This is a genomic window from Belliella marina, assembly GCF_042682445.1.
In the GTDB taxonomy this organism is placed as follows: Bacteria; Bacteroidota; Bacteroidia; order Cytophagales; family Cyclobacteriaceae; genus Belliella; species Belliella marina.
Window position 1 is genome coordinate 140,469 of record NZ_JBHUHR010000048.1, and the last position, 20,990, is coordinate 161,458.

A 20,990-nucleotide genomic window follows, 5' to 3' on the forward strand; every position below is an offset into this window, starting at 1 on the left:
AAAAAAATATCCCAATGTAATGAAGGAATTAAAGGTAAATTATTGTATAATTTGATTTAAATTTAAATCTTAGAAAAATATAATTTTTATGAAACTAGGTCAAGCCACTATCAAAGATATAGCCAAGGAGCTTAATGTATCATCTTCTACTGTTTCAAGGGCGCTAAAGGATTATCCGGGAATCAGCAAAGAGACCAAAAGAAGGGTCAAGGAACTGGCCGAAAAATTAAACTACAGGCCAAATGCCGTGGCTTTGAGTTTGAGAAAAAGCAAATCATTTACCATAGGCGTCATCATTCCGGAAATTGTACATTTCTTTTTTTCGACAGTGATCAGTGGCATAGAAGAAATAGCCTACGCAAATGGATACAATGTCATCCTCTGCCAAACAAATGAAAAACACCAAAGGGAATTGAGCAGTGTAGAAGCGATGCTTGACAACCAAATTGATGGCCTATTGGTTAGCTATTCAAAGGAAACGGAAGATTTCAGCCATTTCAGTAAATTATTGGACCAAAATTTTCCAATCGTTTTTTTTGATAGGGTACCGGATATAAAAAACACAGTGAATGTGACGGTCAATGATTTCAAGGGTGCATATGATGCTACGACTCACCTTATAGAGCAAGGTTATAAAAAAATAGTCCATTTGGCAGGACCAAAAACACTGACAATCAGCGTAAAGAGACAAGAAGGCTATCTGGCAGCACTCCATGACCATGGAATAATCTCCAAACCAGAATGGATCATCCCCTGCCAGAATGGGACACAGGAAGAAAGCTTCAACTTTACCACTGAGCTATTCAAAGATCAGGCAAATAGGCCTGATGGTGTTTTTGCGAGCCATGACATATCCGCCGCTGGTGCAATGATGGCCATCAAAGACCTTGGACTAAATGTCCCTGGTGATGTCGGAATAGTAGGTTTCTCTGATTGGCAATTTTCATCTATGGTAGACCCTCCATTGTCTACAGTCTCACAGCCAGGATTCCAAATGGGTGAAAAAGCCACCTCCCTACTTTTGGAAATGATCGACAAGAAGAAAGAGGAAAACTGGCTCCCCAAGACATTGGTTTTGGCAACTGAATTGGTCATCCGTAAATCATCTTCCAAAAAGATCCATTCATAATTCCTTCCAAAGCAGTAAGCAGAATTGGTTTAATATTTTGGTTTTTCTGATGAAATCACATGCTCATTTAAAAAAAAGCATCCTTTCCGAAAAAAAAACGATGCTTTTTATGCAAACGTTTGAATAGGTCTTGATTTTTAATAGTCCCAATTTATCTGCCTAATTTCTTGATCAACATCCCAATAACATTCAGGTTTGATGTTTTTTTACTACCATTTTACTTTCTAATTTTAGCTTTGTCAATTACATCTAGTCCTTTGATGTGAGTCAAAAATTAAAATCGAATCGATGAGCCTTTCTATAAAGAGCAAAAACCAAAAGCAGAACCTCCACACAGGAACGGTACAGGTTTGGGAGAAAAATGACTTAGGTATATCTGGAAAAACAACAAATGGCTATTTTTCAATAACCGTCTATAACCATGATACTTTTCGGGTTCAGATCAGTCAGGATGGCTCTTTCCAACAAAACCCATACAGTGTTGTTTCCAAACCTTCAGAAACTGATTTCAAAATAGAAAGTACGGAAACATTCATTTCCATTAGCACAGAGTTGATTGAAGCCAGGGTCAATATGGATCCATTCCATATCAAGTACTTTGACAAAAATGGCCAAGTGATCAATGAAGATGATGAATCATTCTCCGTTTCTTGGCTTGGCACAGAGGTGACCAATTACAAAAAAGTACAAAAAGATGAAAAGTTCATCGGTTTGGGGGAAAAAACAGGCAACCTTAACCGAGCTGGAAGAGCATATACCAATTGGAACACCGATTATTTCGCCTACGGCACCGGTGACGACCCATTGTACCTCTCAATTCCATTTTACATTGGCATCCATCATAAGGTAGCATATGGGATCTATTTTGACAATACCCATAAGTCAGTTTTCAATTTTGGTGCTTCAAATAACCGATTCATCTATTATGCTGCTGATGATGGGGATATGGACTATTACTTCATCCACAACCAATCTGTAGAAAAAATAATCGAAGCGTACACGCACCTTACCGGAAGGATGGAAATGCCACCAATGTGGGCTTTGGGATTTCAACAATGTAGGTATTCCTATTATCCAGATACGGAAGTATTGAATTTGGCACGGACTTTCCGGGAAAAAGATATGCCAGCTGATGTGATATACCTGGATATCCATCACATGGAAAAGTATAAAGTGTTCACTTTTGACAACGAAAAATTCAATGACCCTAAAGCCATGATTTCCAGACTGAAGGAAAAAGGCTTCAAAGTGGTAGTCATCATGGATCCCGGGATCAAGACCGAAAAAGGATACCTTCCCTATGAAGAAGGTTTGCAAAAGGATCTATTCGTCAAATATCCAGACGGAGAAATTTACGAAGGGCAGGTATGGCCAGGTTGGTGTGCTTTTCCTGATTTCACCAAAGAAGAAACCAGAACTTGGTGGGGTGAAAAAATGAAATTTTACAAAGATGCTGGTGTCGATGGCTATTGGACAGATATGAATGAACCTGCATCTTGGGGGCAATTCACTCCAAACCTGATCAATTTCCACTATGAAGGTGAAGAGGTAAGCCATAGAAAAGCCAGGAATATCTATGGGATGCAGATGGCAAAAGCTGCCAAGGAAGGCAGTGAGTTTCAGTCTCCTGATAGCCGACCGTTTGTATTGACTAGATCTGGTTTTGCTGGGGTACAACGCTACGCTGCAGCTTGGACTGGAGATAATGTCAGTAGCGAAGAACATATGCTTGCAGGCATTCGATTGGTCAATAGCCTTGGACTGAGTGGTGTATCCTTTGCAGGATATGACGTAGGTGGATTTGCAGGAGAAGCTACCAAATCACTATTTGCGAGATGGATGAGCATCGCTGCTTTTTCACCCTTTTACAGGGCGCATTCCATGATCAACAGCAATGATTCAGAGCCTTGGTCTTTTGGTGAAGAAGTCGAGGAAATCTCCAAAAACTACATGAAGCTGAGATATCAATTGCTCCCAACTTTGTACAGTAATTTCTACAAAAGCAGCCAAACCGGTCTCCCAATAGCAAAAAGCTTGGCCATAGACTACCCTTTTGACCAGTACATTTATGCCGAATTGTTTCAAAATGAGTATCTGTTTTGCGAGTCACTTTTGATCGCTCCAATAGAAAGCACTAGACAAATAGCAAAAGTATATCTTCCAGAGGGTGATTGGTACTATTTCTACAACGACCAAAAATTTACCGGAAATCAAATTGTATATGTAGACACCCCGTTAAGCTATTTGCCTGTCTTTGCCAAAGCTGGTTCTCTATTAGCCATGCAAAGTCCCATACCCCATACCGAAAGCCAACATGACGGGGTATTGAGGCTTCATGTTTATAATGGCAATGGAATCACAAGCTATGTTCATTACGAAGATGATGGTACTAGCAATGCATATAAAAAGACTGGTTTCTTCAAAAGAGAGATAATCTGGGATTCAAATAAACAAGAGATTTGCTTTGGGGCAGTTTATGGAGAATTCAAATCCAAGTTTGATAAAATCCAGCTGTATATCCATGGCATTTCCGCTGATCAAATCTCCATCAATGGATCACAAATCAATGCCGAAACAGAAAATTTGGCTTTCTTGGGAAGGTTGACAGAGTTTGATCCATTGCCGGATCACTTCCACCCTTATTTCGAAATCGAAAACATCAGTTCATTCAAAATTGAGCATTATTTTGATGGATTTACAGTTAAAATCTGATCACTATTCAAGCAAATTTCAATAAACCCAAGAAAATGCAAGTTGAAGAAAACAAGCCGAAATTGAGTTTTTGGCAAATCTGGAATATGAGTTTTGGCTTTTTGGGAATCCAATTTGGATTTGCACTCCAAGGTGGATTTATGTCAAGGATCTTCCAAACCCTAGGTGCCGAGAAAGACGCCATTCCGATGCTGTGGATCGCTGCTCCTTTGACAGGTCTCCTAGTACAGCCAATCGTCGGCTACCTGAGCGACAGGACTTGGCATCCCAAATTTGGGAGAAGAAGGCCATTCTTCTTCTTTGGAGCGGTTTTCAGTACCATTGCATTGTTTTTCGCTCCCTATTCCAGTGCATTATGGATGGCAGCAGGATCGCTTTGGATCTTGGATGCATCGATCAATATCAGTATGGAGCCTTTTCGGGCTTTGGTTGCAGACAAGTTGCCGGATAGTCAGCGATCCTACGGATTTGTTGTACAAACCCTGATCATAGGGATCGGTACTTGGATAGCGAGTAATCTACCCTGGTTCATGACCCAGATGGGCGTACCCAATACCGCAGCACCTGGGGTGATTCCTGACTCTGTGAAATTTGCCTTTGGAATAGGTGCGGTGGTTTTGTTTTCATCGATTATGTATACCATCTTGACGACCAAGGAATATCCACCCGAAAATCTGGAGGAATTTGAAAAGGAAAATCAAGAGAGCAGTGGCTTTTTGAAAGGAGTAACAGAAATATTCAAAAACATCTTCGGGATGCCAAATGTAATGGTCAAACTTGGTTTGGTTCAGTTTTTTTCTTGGTTTGCATTTTTCACCATGTGGAGTTTTGCAACACCAGCGATTACAGAGCATATTTTCAAGGCAACCGATACTGCTTCCATAGCCTACAATGATGCAGCGGATAGCGTTGGGAACTATTTGGGGACTTATGGATTGACTTCCATGTTCTTTGCATTGATCCTTGCCTTCATCACCAGTAAAGTGAAAATCAACCGAAAACTTGTCCATATGTTCAGCCTTTTTGCGGGTGGAGCGGGATTCATATTGATTTATTTTATTTCAGAACCTTGGATGCTTCATATTTGCTTTGTACTTGTGGGAATAGCTTGGGCAAGTATCCTTTCGATGCCTTACGCCATGCTCTCAAGTTCTGTCAATCCCAAACAAATGGGCGTCTATATGGGGATCTTCAACATGTTTATCGTCATACCTCAGATCATAGCAGCCCTAGGAGGAATCAATTACATGTACAAATTTCTATTTGGAGAAGAAGTCGTATTCACCATGGTACTAGCAGGTACTTCCCTGATTGTAGGTGGGCTTTGTAATCTATTTATTACAAACAAGAGTGTCACCCATGATGGGTAAAATTGATATTTAGAATAAAATAATATGTATATCCGCTTTCTTACCAGTAGCCATTTAAATAATGTATCCATATTGTTTCCAGGGCAAGTTGACTGTCAACCGTTGACACTCGTGCGCTCCACCACGGCGGACAGGCGTGGCGTAGTTGACAATTATCCGCATGATTACATATGAATAATTTAACTACTGGTGCCATTGCGGATAATCAAAGATATTAAACCCAGTATTTTTGCATGCAAATTCCATGATGGTATTTCAATAAAACTTAGATTTGTGCATGAAAAAAATCACCATCACTGGCGTACCAGAACATTTTAATTATCCTTGGTTGAAAATCGTAGACCAGCAACCTTTTTTGGATGAAGGATATGAACTTATATGGCAGGAAGAGTCCAAAGGTTCTGGTGCCATGAACAAAGCTTTGAGGGAAGGAAATACAGACATTGCATTGGTGCTGACAGAGAGCTTTATCAAAGACAGGATTGAGGGGAATCCAAGTAAAATCATTGGACTTCACATTGCTTCGCCCTTGAATTGGGGAATCCACCTTTCTGCAAAGTCCAAAGAAGAATCACTTGGTGAATTGAGCCAAGCTCCATTTTTGATCAGCCGATTTGGTTCTGGATCACATTTGATGGCTTTTTTACTTGCCAAACAGCAAGGATGGGATACCAGTAAATTGAATTTTGAAGTGATAGACAACCTGGAAGGGGCAAAAAAAGCTTTTGAAAACGAGGAAGCTAAAATGTTCCTTTGGGAAAAATACACCACCAAACCACTTGTGGATGCAGGTCAGTTTAAGCGTGTTGGTGAAATCCCCACTCCCTGGTCCTGCTTTGTAATTGCAGCTACTGAGAATTCGCTCAAAGAAAATGGCCTGATCATCAAAAAAATCAGAGACATGGTCTATGAATTTGCTATCCAAATGGTCAAAACCGATGGCTTTTCCGAAATCCTCAGCCTTCGCTATGGAATTTCCCATTCCGATATCCAACAGTGGCTAACCCAAACAAAATGGGCTACAGATAACGGTATAACAAAAAAAGAGCTAGCTGAAACGATGGATATTTTATTTGGTTTGGGGTTGATTAATGAAAAGGTTTTGGTAGAAAATTTAATCGATCCAAAATCCGTTGAGCTTCTGTAAAAATCAATTTCACCTTTTCAAGGTATTGAATATGTTTGGATTCAGATGATTTCTGTTGTTTAAATTTCACAAAACAGGTAATTACACAGATCCATAACTAAATCCTATTTGAATACCGAAATAAAATTTTAACTTGGTGAAAACTAAATTTCAAAAAAATGAAAAATTGGTATCTGAGCTTTTTGCTTCTAACAATTGGGTTTAGGAGTCACCAAACATCAGCCCAAACTACATTTCCTGATCAAATTGAAGTTGAATTGGAAAATATGACTGGTAAAGGTCCATTTATGTCTAGTATGAGCAGGGTGGATAGTAAAGTTGATGAAAGCAATCCATTCTACAAGGCAGATCCAAGTCCCCTTGAACTTCCTGAGGATATGATTGACTTCAAGCAATATCATATTATTCCAAATTTCATCCAATTTGCATATCAGTCATTTAAAAATGGACTGTTGGAGGAATCCCATTGGAAAGAGATTGAGTCTAGGTATCATGGAGAAGAAATACTATCAAACCTTTCAGAAGATATAATTAGATGCTATATTCGATTGGCAAGTAGGCAAGATTCTGTTGGGAATGTGGATATCTGGGTTGACTCAAATGGAAACGATAAAGTAGAACAAGAAGAAATACACCACTACCCAATTTCCCTAAAGAATACTTCAAATCTTTTTGGAGATGAAAATCTTATAGAAGCAGTATATGAGAAATATTCCGACAATAAAATAGTCTCCCAAAAGACGCATCTCAATCTTAACCCTTTTGCCTATCCTGACTTTATTTTATATAATTTCAGTGAGCATCAAAAAGGGAAAATTCAGGTTGAAAATGAAGAGTTAGATATTTATTTAAGCAATGGCTTTACTACTGATTACTATGTAAATAAACAGTTCGATGTATTTTTTCACGATGATCCGAGGGATTTTAAAGATATTCCGTACGAGGAAAAAGAGTATTTACAATATCAAGATATTGTTTTTATCAAAGGAGAAAAATATCAAATTGGCAAAACTAGTCCAGATGGCTCTATTTTAACTTTAACCAAATACCCAGAAGACAAAGAATGGATTGGAACACAAGTTGGAGCAAAAGCAATCCCAATTGAATCTAGAACATTGGATAGTATTCCTTATAACTTATACAATGGCAAAATAACGATGCTAGACTTTTGGGGTTCATGGTGTGGCCCTTGTGTCAATGAGATTCCATTTCTAAAAGATGCAGCTTCCTTTTTTGAAGGAGACCAATTTGAATTGGTAGGAATAGTATATGATACTAGAAAAACAGTTGAATCTTTTATTTCAAAAAATGATGTTTTTTGGAAACAAGTCATGCACAAATACGATAAATCCGATTCAATTGACCTTAGCCAATCTTACGGCATATCTGGTTATCCCACTACTTTCTTAATAGATCAGGATAATAAAATTGCAATCAGAAATAAAGGCTTAAGAAGCTATGAACTTTATAAAACTCTTTCAAAATATCTTCAAAAAGACCCTAATGAATTCTTAGATTTCATCACTTCTGGAGATTTCAAAATTATCATCAGTAGTTCAGAATTAAAAATCAGTGCTCCCCATGTGAAAATTGGTCAATCCGACGAAAAGCTCTATGCTTATCCAAAAGAAGGTAAATTCCTTCGGGGGTTAAGTTTCGGTAATTCAAGCGATGAAATCAGCTTTACCCTGAATTATTTTGATGAAAATCATCAACCTGTGGCAAAACCATTTAATATCAAAAAGGAGGATATTTCAAATGGAATCTTTGAAATTAAACTTTAATATGGTTCCTTTATTTTGATAAAATCAAAAACGGGTCTCTCGACCCGTTTTTTTTATTAAGATAACTCTTCCCAATTCCAATCTTCATTCATCTGATTGATCGCGTGATGTGCTGTCAGATCGTATTGGCAAGGAACGATGGAGACATAATTGTTGGCGATAGCCCATTCGTCATTGTCTTCACCTTTGTCAAAATTCACAAAATTGCCTGCCATCCAGAAATATTTCCTGCCATTTGGGTCAAACCTCTCGGAAAATTCTTCCTGCCATTTGGCATGTGCCTGACGGCAGATTTTGACGCCTTTGATGTCTTCGTTTCTCTTTGGGGGAAAATTCACATTCAATGCAACGCCTTTGGGGATTCCATGATCCAAAACCTGCTTTGCTATTTTGTAAACATAGTCCTCCACATGGCTAAAATCTGCTTTGGAAGAATAGTCACACAAACTAAAGCCAATCGATGGATAGCCTTCCAATGCACCTTCTATCGCTGCCGACATCGTTCCTGAATACAATACGGAAATCGAAGTATTGCTGCCATGGTTGATCCCACTGACGATTAGGTCTACTTTTCTGTCCTTGAGGACATAATGCTTGGCAAGTTTTACACAGTCAGCAGGTGTTCCGCTGGATTTATAGGCTTGGACATCATCAAAAATCTCTTCTTCCGACAACCTTAAAGTTTCACCGATGGTGATTGCATGTCCCATTCCGGATTGGGGACTATCCGGTGCTACCACGATTACCTCCCCTAATTTCTTCATTACATTTACTAAAACTCTAATTCCTTTAGAAGTGATTCCATCATCGTTAGAAACTAGAATCAAGGGTCTTTTTGACATAAAATTTATTTTATTTGATTATAATATGCTGTAATTCTCAAAAGGTCTCCCCTCTTGTCATGTGCGAGCCTGTTTTTTCGCATGTAAAGCTTGACTTCATCTTCCCTGTCATCAAAGAACCCAATCAAATCTTTTTTCTTTTGGGAATACTTTTGGATCTCTCCGTCTTTGAAAAAATAATAGTTGAACGCCAACCTATAGCCTCCGCCCATCATTGGCCCTCCCCACATGGGATTCATCATCATGGGACCATACATTCCCATAGACCTGTTGTCAGTGGCGACATATTCCCTGCATAACAAGGCAACATCATCCCCCTGGGTCAGAACCTCAAAAAAAACAGGTGTCTGATAATCAGTCGCAAGGGCATAGGGCAAAGAGTAAAATGTCCTTATCCCACTATACACCTCATCGAAAATCTCAAATTGCAATACATTCGAAGCTCCAAAAGTCTCAATACTCTCCCGCTGTAACTGAACAATGTTATTGTCCAAATCATACATCACCAGCCCGACATATTCCTGACCATCAGTTGCTACTATTTTACCCTTATGCCATATTTGGGAGGGAAATTTGTTCTGTGCCCAAGTCTGGAAACTGATAAAACTGACTAAAAAAAGAAGTGGAATGATCTTTTTCATTTTATTGGCCTTTTTGGTGTTAACATTACTATTAACGACAAAAAACAGAAATTGGTTGAAACAATGTAGTTAATTAAGTTGTCAGGGATTAGTGAATTAGGGATTAGTTGAATAGTGGAATAGTCGATCAGGTATTGGTGTTGCTAAACAAGCACTTATTTAAGGATTTAAGTTGATTAAGTTATCAGGGATTAGTCGATTAGTGGAATAGTAAATTGGTCAAGATAACCCACAACTTAATCAACTATTTTTCTAATTAACTCAATAACTAAACCACCTATTCAACTTATTAACTCAATCAACCATTCACTTCTTCAGGATAGTATGCCCCATTTGGTCTCGTTTTGTTTCCAGATACTTTTGGTTGTGGGGATTGGAATTGATTTCTATTGGCAATTGCTCCACGATTTCCAAGCCATAGCCGAGTAGGCCAACACGTTTGGTTGGATTGTTTGTAATCAACCTGATTTTGCTTATCCCCAAGTCTCTCAGAATCTGTGCTCCTACACCATAATCCCTCTTATCCATTGGGAAGCCCAAAGCCAAGTTTGCCTGAACTGTGTCCATTCCCTGTTCCTGTAGCTTGTATGCTTTCAATTTATTGATCAGACCGATCCCTCTACCTTCTTGGTTCATGTAAAGCACCACTCCTTTTCCTTCATTCTGTACCATTTCCATGGCACGATGCAATTGTGGGCCACAGTCACATCTACATGAACCAAATATATCCCCTGTGATACAAGAGGAGTGAACCCTTACCATCACTGGTTCGTCTTCAGCCCATTCTCCCTTGATCAAGGCCATATGGATCTCATCTGTATTTGTCTGTCTATAGGCAATCAAATCAAAATCGCCAAATTCGGTAGGCATCTCTACCCCTATTTCCCTTTTGATCAAAGATTCATTTTTCAATCTATATGCGATCAAGTCTTTGATGGAAACCAATTTCAAATTGAAACGCTTGGAAACCTCAAACAAATCAGGAAGTCTGGCCATGGTACCATCCTCATTCATGATCTCTACCAATACACCTGCCGGCTGCAAGCCTGCCAACCTGGAAAAATCAATTGCCGCTTCGGTGTGCCCAGCTCTTCGAAGTACACCTCCCCTTTTTGCTTTCAGTGGAAAAATATGGCCTGGTTTCCCAAGTTCATCCGGATGTATAGAGTCATCAACCAATGCCTTGATCGTCTTTGCCCTATCGCTGGCAGAAATACCTGTAGTGCATCCATGACCTACCAAATCAACCGATACTGTAAAAGGGGTCTCAAAAGCTGCGGTATTGCTACCAACCATCAATTGAAGGCCTAATTTTTCACACCTGTCTTCTATCAATGGTGCACAGATCAATCCACGGCCATGGGTCGCCATAAAGTTCACGATTTCCGGGGTGATTTTTTCCGCTGCACAAACAAAATCGCCTTCATTTTCTCTATCTTCATCATCTACTACAATGATAACTTCTCCGTTTTTGATGGCTTCTATTGCTTCCTCGATGGAATGCAGTTGATTTTCTTGGGACATAATTCTAAAATTGAATGCTAATTTATTTGGGTTTGCAAAATTACGAGCTTTCTTGGATTAAAACCGAAGAACTCCAATTTAAGTTTGGTTAATTGCTAATTACTATACCTAATTGCTTATCTATCTCAATCTGATAGCTTTTCAGTTCCATATAAACCTTCAGTCTATCATCCATTGTTTCGTTGGATTCTTTTTGATCTTGCGCTTCTTTTATTTTAACCCTGGCTTCTTCCAGCATCTTTTTCACTACTTTCTGCTTCAGTCTCAGAATATTGTCATAAACTGACTTTGCCAAATCATCTGCCTCAGTGGTAGTGAATATTTTATGCCTCTCTTCCCAAAGCCTTGAGATATCATGTTTCCGGGAGATCATGGTGATGATTTCGTTTTTGACTTCTGTATCCGGTGAGTTCAAGAAATGCTTAGGCTGTGGCAAAATCCCATTGGACAAAGCTTCCTTATATAGCGCCAAGATTTTGTTGAACACGGGAGTTTCAAAAACCAACTCCTGGGTTTCCTGAAGCAAATACTCACAAACACTTAATTCTTCAGAAACCATTTCAAATCCATAGTTCACCAGCATCCGCATCATTTCCCGTTCCTGCGCTTCCAGTTGCGTGCTGAATGACACCCCCTGTTCCTGTGTTGGCAGAAAGTTTTCAAATGGGGTTTCTTGCGTTTCTTCTTCCCTTTGGTCTTTGAAATATTGATCCTTTTGAACCTTCAGGATAATCTTATTCAGCTCTATCTGAATAATATCCTCATCAATCTCCAAAAGACTTGCCGATTGCCTTACATATACAGCCCTTGTAATAGGATCATCGATTTTGGACAAGCTATGCACGACCTGTTTGATCAAATCCGCCCTTTTGATCGGATCATTGGCAGCCTCTTCGGCATGCAGTCCGATCTTAAATGCGATAAAATCCTGCGCATGCTTTTCCAAGTAATCCGTAAAGGCTTGCGAACCGACCTTTCTGGAGTAGCTGTCTGGATCATCGCCATCGGGAAATACCACCGCTTTGACATTCAGTCCACCTTCGAGCAACATGTCAATCCCCCTCAAGGAAGCCTTGATCCCTGCGGAGTCACCATCAAAAAGGACCGTTACATTATCGGTAAACCTTTTGATCAGTTTGATCTGGTTTTCCGTCAGGGAAGTACCCGAAGAAGCGACCACATTTTCGATTCCAGAAAGATGCAGTGATACCACATCCGTATACCCTTCTACCAGATAGCAGTTGTCTTTTTCCCGGATAGATTTCTTTGCCTGGAACATCCCATAGAGCACATCACTTTTGTGATAGACATCCGTTTCGGGAGAATTGATGTACTTAGGCTGTTTTTTATCTTGGGTGAGGATTCTGGCTCCAAATCCAATCGGTTTCCCCCCCAGGTTGTGTATGGTAAATGTAACCCTTCCCCGAAATCTATCATAAACCCGGGATGGGTCTCCCTCTTTTTGTAAAATAAGGCCAGCTTTGAGTAGGATTTCCTCTGAATGCCCTGCAGCTTTGGCTGCTTTCAACAAATGATCCCAGCCATCCAAAGTATAGCCCAGATCAAATTTGTCGATGATGGCTTGGCTGAATCCCCTTTCTTTGAAGTAACTCAGTCCAATCGCCCTCCCCTCTTCTGTCTGGAGATTCTGTACAAAAAAATCCTTGGCAAAATTAAGTGCGATGTACAAGCTTTCCTTCTCATTGTAAGCTTGGATATCCTCCGGGGTGCTTGTATGATCTTCTTCTATCTCTATGCCATATTTGACAGCTAGATGCTTGATGGCTTCACCAAACCCGAGCCCTTCTATATCCATCACAAATTGAATAGGATCCCCGGCCTTGCCACAACCAAAGCATTTATAAATTTGCTTGGCAGGTGAGACTGAGAAAGAGGGGGATTTTTCATTGTGGAAAGGACAGCATGCCCAAAGATTTTGGCCTTTCTTTTTCAAAGGCACATAGTCGTTCACTACATCTTCAATGTCTGCTCTTTCTCTGACTTTTTCTGTGGTAGCTCTGCTGATTCCCATTAAAATTTCACTTGATAGGCCAAAGATAAAAAGTATTCCTCCAAAACATAAGATTGAATGCCCAGAAACTATTTGCGCCCGATAAAAGTTAGAATTGAAACAAATGAAAAATCAACAAGAGCAAGTTCACAAGTTTTATTTAGAATAATTATAGGTTAACTTGCGCAAAATTCAGAAAAAACCATCCATGAGCTTCAGTAAAGAACAAGTCCTTCAGGCATTATCAAAAGTAGAAGATCCAGATCTAAAAAAAGATCTTGTCACCTTAGGGATGATCCAAAACATTGATATTGAAGGAAATAAATTGAGTTTCAAGGTTGTCCTGACGACTCCCGCCTGCCCTCTCAAAGAAGTCATCAAAAACAATTGTATAGAGGCACTGGAATCCGCACTGGGCAGTGAGGTAGAAATCGATATTTTCATGACCTCCAATGTCACTACTACGAGAGACAATACCCCACTATTGCCCCATGTGAAAAACATCATTGCAATAGCATCGGGAAAAGGTGGTGTGGGAAAATCCACGACAGCCAGCAACTTGGCGGTAGCTTTGGCAAACTCAGGAGCAAAAGTTGGTTTGATTGATGCGGACATTTCAGGTCCTTCCGTCCCTACGATGTTCAATGTAGAAGCAGAACAGCCTTCTATAAAACAAGTTGATGGCAAAAACATCATCATTCCCATTGAGCAATATGGAGTAAAGCTGATGTCTATTGGTTTTCTGACACCTTCGGATTCAGCCGTAGTATGGAGGGGGCCGATGGCCAGTTCGGCATTGAAGCAATTCATAGCGGATGTAGAATGGGGGGAATTGGATTATCTCCTGATTGACCTGCCTCCGGGGACATCTGACATTCATTTGACCATGGTGCAAACCCTTCCTGTCACTGGTGCGGTCATTGTCACTACCCCACAAAAAGTGGCTTTGGCAGATGCAACCAAGGGATTGACGATGTTCAGGCAGCCACAGATTAATGTACCGATACTAGGTGTTATCGAAAATATGGCTTATTTTACACCGGATGAACTTCCCGACAACAAATACTATCTTTTCGGAAAAGAGGGTGGCAAAAGGTTGGCGGAAAAATTCTCCGTACCTTTCTTGGGTGAGATTCCCATAGTGCAAAGTATCCGGGAAAGTGGTGACACAGGATATCCGGCAGTGTTCAAGGAAGGGATTACGAAAATCGCTTTTTCGGAATTGGCTGAAGCAGTCGCAAGGCAAATAGCCATCAGAAACGCTGAAAAAAGCAAAACTGAAGTAGTGCAAGTAAATAGTTAATTACAAAAAATAAAGTGTATACCTTTATCAAGGTAAATCATTGGCAATAAATTTGGAAATCAAAATGGAAATGAACGAGAAGATAGAAGCGGCATTGGATAGCATTCGCCCCTATTTGGAGGCTGATGGTGGCAATGTGAGAGTAGTGGAATTAACAGAGGATATGGTTTTGAGACTGGAACTTACCGGCGCATGTAGCTCATGTCCAATGTCAACGATGACGCTGAAAGCCGGTGTGGAAGAGGCTATCAAAAAAGCCATTCCTGAAATAGTAAAAGTCGAGGCCATCAACATCGCCGTTGTGTAATATATATTAGTATCTGAATAATATGATCAGGATAATTCTAAGATTTTGGATAAGATTGGCTTTATCCTTTTCATTTATATTTTTGAGTTTCAATATTTTTTCACAAAGTTTTTTTGGGCAGCCTTACAAGCATATCCACGATGAAAAATGCGCAGCTGTCTATTTGGAAAAAATGCAGGAAGAAGCGCTTGGCGTTTATGGCAGCAAGGAATATTTTGAATCATGGATGTCTGGAAAAATCGAACAGATTTCCAAAAGACCCTCTGTACAGCATCGGCTACAAAATGAAAGCAGGGTAATTCCTGTTGTCGTGCATGTGATCCACAATGGCACAGGCATAGGACAGGGAGCGAATATCCCCCTATCCCAAATTGAAGCGCAGATAAGGACTTTGAATGAAGATTTCAGAAGACAAAATGCAGATCAAAACCTGACTCCGGCAGAATTCCTCAATGTGGCAGCGGATGCCAATATTGAGTTTGTATTGGCAAAAACCGATCCCAATGGATTCCCGACTACCGGAATAGTCCGTGTTCAAGGGACACAGACTGCATATGGCATTGATGATGCCCCTGTGATTTCTTCTATATCCTCTTGGCCACCGGAAGACTATCTGAATATGTGGGTAGTCCCTCTCAGACAGCCCTTTATTGGTTTTGCGACTTTTCCGGTTTCAGATCTACCGGGTTTGAATTTTGCGCCTTCCCCCGCTGAACATGATGGGGTTACGATTGATTACAGGTATTTTGGAGAGGGAGGAAGTGCTATATCAGGGTCACGTGGCAGGACAGCTACGCATGAAGTTGGCCATTATCTTGGATTGCGACACATTTGGGGTGACCCCAATACTGGTACAGATGGATGCTCGGTAGACGACTTTGTGGATGACACCCCAAACCAAGATGCCGACAACAACAGTTGTAGAACCAATAACCCGAGATTTTCCTGTGGTTCAAGGGATATGACTGAAAACTACATGGATTATTCTCCGGATGCCTGCATGAATATCTTTACGCTGGGGCAAGTCCAAAGAATGAATGCCGTATTGGAATTTAGCCCTAGAAGAGGTTCCATGATCAATAATTTTGCGACGCAGGAGCCAAACTTGGCCAACTTGGATTTGGCTGTAGAGGAAATTATAAACCCAAGGGACTTGATTTGCTCAAACAATATTGTACCACAAGTGGAGCTGTTAAACCGCGGCCTAAGCACTATAAATTCAGCTAGGATCCAACTTTCCCTCAACAACAATGTCATCGAAACCAGAAATTTCAATTTGAACCTTCCTTCTGCCGAATCGATTGTGGTTTCTTTCAACCCGATCACTTTGTCAGGTGATGGTCAGACTGAATTCAAAGCAAGCATCATCCAGGTCAATGGCGGGATGGATGACAATGTTTCCAACAACGAGCTGACTACCGTTCCTACCCTACAGCCGGAAATAAGCCTACCGTATTCACTAAACCTTTCCAGTGCAGGGAATGACTGGATAACCAGAAATCCAGACAATCTATTTACATGGGAGACCAGGACCCTTCCCATTTCCGGAGTAAACCAAAATCTACTTTATATCAGACATTATGAATATGAAGCGCCAGGCCAACTGGATTTCTATATTTCACCATCGATCAATCTTTCTGATTATCCGAATGCACAATTGACTTTCAACTTGGCTCATGCGCCATTTGAAAACCCGAATCTTTCCGACTTTCTCTATGTAGCTGTATCTACTGACTGCGGCAATACATTTGACATTATCAATGCTCCATACAACAAAGACAGGACATTCTTACAGACATCCGCCCCAAGTCTAGATGAGTTTATCCCGACTAGCAACAACCAATTTAGAAGGGAAATATTAAACCTTTCTCCATTTTCGGATTTTGACAATATCAGGATCGCATTTATCACAAGAAATGGCTACGGCAATAATATTTACCTCAAAGATGTGGAGATTCTTTCGGAGGAAACCTACAACTATAGAATCGACCTCAACCAATTGGTAAGCCCTGGTCCTATCCACGATGGTTCCCAAACAGTGGAAGTCATCCAATTGACAAACAATGGCAATCTGCCAGTAAACGGATTTATCATCAACAGGATTACAAACAATGGCACTCCCCAAAGCTTCGTAGGCAGGGGACAAAACATTGCTGTGGGAGCCACAACGACTTTGGAGTTGCCCAACTCCATCGTAAACACAGGCGTATCAAGATTACAGTATGAATTGGTATCCCCGAATTTTGACCAAAATCCAGGCAACGCTTCCAGTCTTACCCAATTTTCCCTGAAAAACGAAGCCGAAATCAGGGCTCCTTGGAGACAAACCCTTGATGCAACTGTCAGCATTCTACCTTGGACAGCCATCAATACCCAAACCAATGAAAACACTTGGGATCTAATCAGTCTACAGCATGGCAACCAAAACAATGCCGCTGTCCTCAATGGCATAGGCTCTGAACATACTAACTGGTTTGGCTCACCTGTTTTTGACCTGAGTATTAGCAGGCAAGCAAGTGTTTTCTACGATCTTGCAGCAAGCAATCAAAACGAGAATACGGTGTTCAAAGTGATGGCCAGTACCAATGGCGGCGTCAATTACAATGAAATCGCCCGCAAAACAGGTTCACAAATCAACACCATAGAATCAGGTACTGTCAATCCCAATACCCGTGAAAATTATAGAAGGGAATATGTAGACTTAAGCGAGTATGCCGGTTCAGGAAATCAGAATGTCAGGATTGCATTTGCAATAGAAAATGGGAACAGCAATAATGACCCTGTCTATTTGGACAATATTGAGTTATACCTATCTGCCAACGAAGAGCCCATAGATCCTGGGCTGGGCAATACGGTTATTTACCCAAATCCAGCAAGAGACATCTTCAATATTGCATTCAATTTCTCAACTTATGAAACTGTAAACATCCAAGTATTCTCTTCTACGGGAGCACTTGTCCAAGATATTGATTATCCCAATACTTTGAACCAGACTTATAGCTTCTCAAGCCAGCTTTTCTCCAAAGGTGTATTCATCGTAAAGATCACCAGCAATTCAATCACAGAAACCAGAAAGTTAATTATACATTAAAATATTTAAATAAAGTTTTAACTTTATACGTTAGTTACAAAAACATTCAGTGCATGAGCAAGATTAAAGATTCACTCAAAAAAGTCAGTATTCATGTTGGATTAATTTTAGGGGTAATCATTTTACTTACTTTTATATTCTTAAAAGTATTTTTACCATCATACACCAATCATGGAGAGACAGTATCAGTCCCTGACCTTGAAGGATTCAGCTATCATGAAGTGGAAAACCTGCTAAAGTCCAGCAACCTGAATTATGAAGTAAATATAGACAGTGGCTTCAATGCAGAATTGAAACCATTGACAGTGTTGAAACAAATCCCCAAAGCCGGCAATAAAGTAAAGTCAGGAAGGAAGATCTACCTCACGCTAAATTCCCAAAACGCTCCCTTGATAAAAATGCCTAACCTGGTGAATAGCCAACTAAGAAATGTACAGGAAATCCTGGCCAACATGGGACTGGTGCGGGGAGAGATAAAATATGTCCCAGATATCGGAGACAATGTGGTGTTGGAGCAAAAATATAGGGGAAGAAATGTCCCAGAAGGATTTGAAATCCCTAAAGGTTCCCAAATTGACCTTGTTGTAGGTGACGGATTGGGCAATCAGATACTAGCAATCCCAAACTTAGTCGGAATGGATGAAGTAGATGCCGAATTTTTAATCATAGGCTCTGGCTTGAGAATAGGCAAGATCAATTACATTACAACAGATACCATCCCACAAGGAACCATCATCCGTCATCTACCGCCAGCAGGTGCAGAAGTAAAAACGGGGGAACCAATAGATTTATGGATATCAGAACTAAATAAAGATACTAATTTTTAATGTGCCTCAGAGACCTAAAAGTAATGTTGCTGATTTCAGCGCTTATTTCCATAAGTGTGGTAGATTCTTTTGGTCAATTTCAACAGCTCCCCACTCCAAAAAAGATTGCTGAAGGCAACAAAATTTCAGCAAGACAAGCTGATGAAGTAAAAATAACAATTCCATTTTGGGATGATTTTAGCAGCCCGGAAATCAGCAATTCCCTGTGGATCAACAAAGGTGTAACACATTCCTTTACAGTTGCGAACCTCCCTCCCAGTTTGGGGGTAGCCGTATTTGATGGAATTGGAGTCGACGGAAGACCATACGAAACCAACCCCATCAGCCAAGGGATTACGGATGAGTTGACATCCAGACCATTTGACCTTACGGAATTGAGCGAAGCTGAAAGAGAAACCGTCTTCTTCAGCTTCTTCTGGCAAGCCGGAGGCAAATCAGAGATTCCTGACAGCAACGACCGGATATCTCTCCAGTTTTTGAATGCCAATGGAGATTGGATAGACATTTGGAATCAGACAGGAGCCCTGGAAGCGGAGCAGTTTTTCTTTACCCAAGAGACTATCCAAGTGACGGAAGAGTACCTCCATGATGCATTCCAATTCAGGTTTCAGACAAGGGGGCGCGCCTCCGGTCCTTTTGACACTTGGTTGGTTGATTATGTATACCTAGACAAAAACAGGGTTGCAGGCAATAAGAATTTTATAGACAGAACTTTGACAGGGATAAACTCCCCTGCTTTTGAAAAATATAGTGCAATCCCATTATCAGAGCTTCAAACCAACGCTGAAAACTATCTGGGAACTACAGGCAATGAATTCAACAACCTCGAAAACAGATTTCGGGCTATGGAGTTTACCGTAGAATTGAGAGACAAACAAAGCCAGGAATTGGTATTGAAGATCAACAACAACACCCCCATCAACCCAGTCCCATTGGCTTTGGAAAGGCGACAATTCACCAGTAATCCGATCAATGACCTACCAATACCCGAAGAGGAGACAGAATGGGAATTGGTCACTTACCTGAGTTCAGGCGATGGCCCTTTGTTCCAGATTGTAGATGGGGATTCTCTTTTTTTCCCAGAAGTGGATTTTAGGAAAAACGACACCGCGAGAACAACCATTGTCATGAGGGATTATTTTGCCTATGACAATGGCAGCTTGGATTACTCTGCCGGAATAAACCAATGGTCTGGAATGCTGGCAGTGAGGTACGAAAAAACCCAAGATGCCTACATCAAAGGTGTCAGTATTAACTTCAGTAATTTCACCCAATTCGGAAGAGGGGTTGACATCATGGTCTGGAATGACTTGGATGAAGACCCTGTGTATGTAAAAGAAACAGTCATCCCGAACAAGGAGGAAGCCAAGGAATTTTCCTATTTTGAAATTGACGAAAATATCTTGCTCAACGATGTGTTCTATGTAGGCTTTATGCAGTTTACAAATGATTTCATCTATGTGGGACTAGACAAGTCTCGGAACAATGGTGAAGAGATATTTTACAATATTGCAGGTACATGGCAGCAAAACGAAGCAGTATCCGGATCCTTGATGATCAGGCCACACCTCTCAGAAACCCCACCAGTGGAAGATGCTGAAATAAACCTCCCCGAAAAAATCCTCATCTACCCCAACCCAGTAACAGATTATCTTAGAATCGAAGGGACTTTTGAGCTCCTCAAGGTAATGGACCCATACGGAAGGTCAATTAAAATTGATATAGAGGATGCAGAAAAGGGTAAAATACTTAATTTTGCGGGGGCAATGTCGGGATTGTATATAATCAATGTATTGGAACAAGGAGAACCTAAATCATATAGAATTTTAGTCAAATAGAAAGATGGAAGATATAACCGTAGAAGAATTAAAACAGAGAATCGACAACAAGGAAGAGTTTGTATTTATCGATGTGCGGGAAGAATGGGAATATGAAGAAGATAACTTGGGGGCATTGAACATCCCCTTGGGAACACTCCCTCACCAATTAGACCAAATAGATAAATACAAGAATGAAGAAATCGTCATTCATTGCAGATCAGGAGCCAGAAGTGCCAATGCCAAGAAATTTCTGGAAACCAAAGGATACCGCAAAGTGAGAAACGTACCCGGTGGCATCAATGCCTACAGAGAGTTGGAAGATTAATATTGAAAAATAAAGTGGTTTTCTGCTATTTTGCCATCAACGGAATTGATATAGATTGATATTGGATATTGGGATATTAACTTATACAAGCCTGAATCTAAAAATTCAATGATTTTACTGGCAAAGTAGCAAATACTTTAAAAAAAATAGGGAATGG

At 40.4% G+C, this 20,990-nt stretch carries 15 protein-coding genes; 11 read left to right on the plus strand and 4 right to left on the minus strand.

The window, feature by feature from the left end:
- Window positions 1-88: 88 nt before the first annotated feature.
- From ACFSKL_RS21810 to ACFSKL_RS21830, 5 genes are all read left to right on the plus strand, one after another.
- Window positions 89-1,129 carry a LacI family DNA-binding transcriptional regulator gene (locus ACFSKL_RS21810; RefSeq protein ID WP_376889329.1) on the plus strand — a complete coding sequence of 347 codons (1,041 nt, stop codon included), beginning with the start codon at window positions 89-91 and terminating at the stop codon, window positions 1,127-1,129.
- A gap of 288 nt (window positions 1,130-1,417) precedes the next feature.
- On the plus strand, window positions 1,418-3,841 hold the full coding sequence (locus ACFSKL_RS21815) for a glycoside hydrolase family 31 protein (protein ID WP_376889331.1): 2,424 nt from the start codon (window positions 1,418-1,420) through the stop codon (window positions 3,839-3,841).
- Between the two features lie 35 nt (window positions 3,842-3,876).
- Entirely contained in the window at window positions 3,877-5,211 is a 1,335-nt protein-coding gene (locus ACFSKL_RS21820; RefSeq protein WP_376889333.1) for an MFS transporter, read from the plus strand.
- 277 nt (window positions 5,212-5,488) lie between these two features.
- Window positions 5,489-6,358 carry a type 2 periplasmic-binding domain-containing protein gene (locus ACFSKL_RS21825; protein WP_376889334.1) on the plus strand — a complete coding sequence of 290 codons (870 nt, stop codon included), beginning with the start codon at window positions 5,489-5,491 and terminating at the stop codon, window positions 6,356-6,358.
- Window positions 6,359-6,516: 158 nt separating this feature from the next.
- Entirely contained in the window at window positions 6,517-8,142 is a 1,626-nt protein-coding gene (locus tag ACFSKL_RS21830) for a TlpA family protein disulfide reductase (protein WP_376889336.1), read from the plus strand.
- A gap of 56 nt (window positions 8,143-8,198) precedes the next feature.
- Here the strand turns inward: ACFSKL_RS21830 and surE are convergent, their stop codons facing one another.
- The 4 genes from surE to dnaG form a co-directional block, all read right to left on the minus strand.
- Window positions 8,199-8,984, minus strand: coding sequence for a 5'/3'-nucleotidase SurE (surE, locus tag ACFSKL_RS21835; protein ID WP_376889338.1), 786 nt, complete (start codon window positions 8,982-8,984; stop codon window positions 8,199-8,201).
- Between the two features lie 5 nt (window positions 8,985-8,989).
- Entirely contained in the window at window positions 8,990-9,625 is a 636-nt protein-coding gene (locus ACFSKL_RS21840) for a hypothetical protein (protein ID WP_376889340.1), read from the minus strand.
- Window positions 9,626-9,931: 306 nt separating this feature from the next.
- Complete coding sequence (locus ACFSKL_RS21845) at window positions 9,932-11,149, minus strand: bifunctional 3,4-dihydroxy-2-butanone-4-phosphate synthase/GTP cyclohydrolase II (protein ID WP_376889342.1); 1,218 nt, start codon at window positions 11,147-11,149, stop codon at window positions 9,932-9,934.
- A gap of 88 nt (window positions 11,150-11,237) precedes the next feature.
- The gene (gene dnaG, locus ACFSKL_RS21850) at window positions 11,238-13,181 is read right to left on the minus strand and encodes a DNA primase (protein ID WP_376889344.1); all 1,944 of its coding nucleotides are present in this window, start codon (window positions 13,179-13,181) and stop codon (window positions 11,238-11,240) included.
- Between the two features lie 187 nt (window positions 13,182-13,368).
- Between dnaG and ACFSKL_RS21855 the strand changes: the two genes are divergently transcribed.
- From ACFSKL_RS21855 to ACFSKL_RS21880, 6 genes are all read left to right on the plus strand, one after another.
- Window positions 13,369-14,463, plus strand: coding sequence for an Mrp/NBP35 family ATP-binding protein (locus tag ACFSKL_RS21855; RefSeq protein WP_376889346.1), 1,095 nt, complete (start codon window positions 13,369-13,371; stop codon window positions 14,461-14,463).
- 64 nt (window positions 14,464-14,527) lie between these two features.
- A complete protein-coding gene (locus tag ACFSKL_RS21860; protein WP_376889347.1) occupies window positions 14,528-14,770 on the plus strand; it encodes a NifU family protein in 243 nt (80 codons plus the stop codon).
- Window positions 14,771-14,792: 22 nt separating this feature from the next.
- Window positions 14,793-17,861, plus strand: a complete 3,069-nt coding sequence (locus ACFSKL_RS21865; protein WP_376889349.1) for a choice-of-anchor J domain-containing protein — start codon at window positions 14,793-14,795, stop codon at window positions 17,859-17,861.
- Window positions 17,862-17,914: 53 nt separating this feature from the next.
- Window positions 17,915-18,688 carry a PASTA domain-containing protein gene (locus ACFSKL_RS21870; RefSeq protein ID WP_376889351.1) on the plus strand — a complete coding sequence of 258 codons (774 nt, stop codon included), beginning with the start codon at window positions 17,915-17,917 and terminating at the stop codon, window positions 18,686-18,688.
- A 23-nt stretch (window positions 18,689-18,711) separates the two neighbouring features.
- The gene (locus tag ACFSKL_RS21875; RefSeq protein ID WP_376889353.1) at window positions 18,712-20,526 is read left to right on the plus strand and encodes a T9SS C-terminal target domain-containing protein; all 1,815 of its coding nucleotides are present in this window, start codon (window positions 18,712-18,714) and stop codon (window positions 20,524-20,526) included.
- A 4-nt stretch (window positions 20,527-20,530) separates the two neighbouring features.
- Window positions 20,531-20,833, plus strand: a complete 303-nt coding sequence (locus ACFSKL_RS21880) for a rhodanese-like domain-containing protein (RefSeq protein ID WP_376889354.1) — start codon at window positions 20,531-20,533, stop codon at window positions 20,831-20,833.
- Window positions 20,834-20,990: the final 157 nt, after the last annotated feature.

Excerpts from the sequence above, each read along its gene's own strand:
- ACFSKL_RS21810 (WP_376889329.1), top strand. The coding sequence starts at position 89 with ATGAAACTAGGTCAAGCCACTATCAAAGATATAGCCAAGGAGCTTAAT.
- ACFSKL_RS21815 (WP_376889331.1), top strand. The coding sequence starts at position 1,418 with ATGAGCCTTTCTATAAAGAGCAAAAACCAAAAGCAGAACCTCCACACA.
- ACFSKL_RS21820 (WP_376889333.1), top strand. The coding sequence starts at position 3,877 with ATGCAAGTTGAAGAAAACAAGCCGAAATTGAGTTTTTGGCAAATCTGG.
- ACFSKL_RS21825 (WP_376889334.1), top strand. The coding sequence starts at position 5,489 with ATGAAAAAAATCACCATCACTGGCGTACCAGAACATTTTAATTATCCT.
- ACFSKL_RS21830 (WP_376889336.1), top strand. The coding sequence starts at position 6,517 with ATGAAAAATTGGTATCTGAGCTTTTTGCTTCTAACAATTGGGTTTAGG.
- surE (WP_376889338.1), bottom strand. The coding sequence starts at position 8,984 with ATGTCAAAAAGACCCTTGATTCTAGTTTCTAACGATGATGGAATCACT.
- ACFSKL_RS21840 (WP_376889340.1), bottom strand. The coding sequence starts at position 9,625 with ATGAAAAAGATCATTCCACTTCTTTTTTTAGTCAGTTTTATCAGTTTC.
- ACFSKL_RS21845 (WP_376889342.1), bottom strand. The coding sequence starts at position 11,149 with ATGTCCCAAGAAAATCAACTGCATTCCATCGAGGAAGCAATAGAAGCC.
- dnaG (WP_376889344.1), bottom strand. The coding sequence starts at position 13,181 with ATGGGAATCAGCAGAGCTACCACAGAAAAAGTCAGAGAAAGAGCAGAC.
- ACFSKL_RS21855 (WP_376889346.1), top strand. The coding sequence starts at position 13,369 with ATGAGCTTCAGTAAAGAACAAGTCCTTCAGGCATTATCAAAAGTAGAA.
- ACFSKL_RS21860 (WP_376889347.1), top strand. The coding sequence starts at position 14,528 with ATGGAAATGAACGAGAAGATAGAAGCGGCATTGGATAGCATTCGCCCC.
- ACFSKL_RS21865 (WP_376889349.1), top strand. The coding sequence starts at position 14,793 with ATGATCAGGATAATTCTAAGATTTTGGATAAGATTGGCTTTATCCTTT.
- ACFSKL_RS21870 (WP_376889351.1), top strand. The coding sequence starts at position 17,915 with ATGAGCAAGATTAAAGATTCACTCAAAAAAGTCAGTATTCATGTTGGA.
- ACFSKL_RS21875 (WP_376889353.1), top strand. The coding sequence starts at position 18,712 with ATGTTGCTGATTTCAGCGCTTATTTCCATAAGTGTGGTAGATTCTTTT.
- ACFSKL_RS21880 (WP_376889354.1), top strand. The coding sequence starts at position 20,531 with ATGGAAGATATAACCGTAGAAGAATTAAAACAGAGAATCGACAACAAG.